At 55.9% G+C, this 849-nt stretch carries 1 protein-coding gene; it reads left to right on the top strand.

Translation table 11 applies throughout. The features are described from left to right. Positions 1–282: 282 nt before the first annotated feature. Positions 283–849: transglycosylase domain-containing protein (locus VI25_RS22045; RefSeq protein WP_236705205.1), on the top strand; the 567-nt coding region annotated here is incomplete at its 3' end.

The following is an 849-nucleotide window of genomic DNA, read 5'->3' as shown; positions in this document are numbered from 1 at the left end:
CCTACTCCCGGCAACGATAATCTCTTGGGCTAGTCTAAGCTACATTTCGGCCTGGGCTCCGTGGCGAGGAAACCTGCTCTGCTAGTACCTGTACACTTCATTCGTAGCCAAACTGCAAGACTATGGGCCTGTAGTGTAGCTATCAATACCTCAGGAAGCTGCCTCAGTTTGGGCCTTAACTGGCTAAAACGCGGGACTTTTCATCTGCCGCCCGCGCCGAACTGGTATATTTGCGCCTCAGTTGCTGGGCCGGTGGGCCCTGTTTGCCTCAACGCGCCCTGAATGTCCGCTCCCGACTCTCCAAAGACCGACCTTTCCACCCGCCCCGCACGGAATTGGCCCAACATCCTCTCGCGAACATTCTGGGGAATGTTCGTCGTAGGCGTTGGTGTATTCCTGCTCTACCCCATTCTGGTAAGTATGAACTTCCTGTTCCTGTTTGGCAAGTCGCCGAGCTTGGAGGAACTGGAAAATCCGAAAGTAGAGCAGCCCTCGGAGGTGTATACGGCCGATGGAATCCTGATTGGGCGCTACTTCCGCGAAAACCGCTCGCCGGTGCCACTCAATAAAATGTCGCCCTGGCTGATTAAAGCACTTATTTCCACGGAAGATGTGCGCTATCAGGACCATTCGGGCATTGATCCTAAGGCCATTGCCCGCGCTGTGGCTGGTGCTGCTACCGGAGGTAGTGGGGGGGGAGGTTCTACCATCACCCAGCAGCTAGCCAAGAACCTCTACAAAACGCGCCGCAAGGAAAACATTGGCCTGCTGGGCCATCTGCCCCTGGTAGGCACCATTATCAGCAAGACTAAGGAGTGGCTGACGGCCGTAGAGCTAGAGCGCCGCTAC

The organism is Hymenobacter sp. AT01-02 (assembly GCF_000961955.2).
GTDB lineage: Bacteria > Bacteroidota > Bacteroidia > Cytophagales > Hymenobacteraceae > Hymenobacter > Hymenobacter mucosus.
The sequence above is the reverse complement of the archived record's forward strand: the minus strand, read 5'-3'. Positions and strand labels throughout refer to the sequence as shown.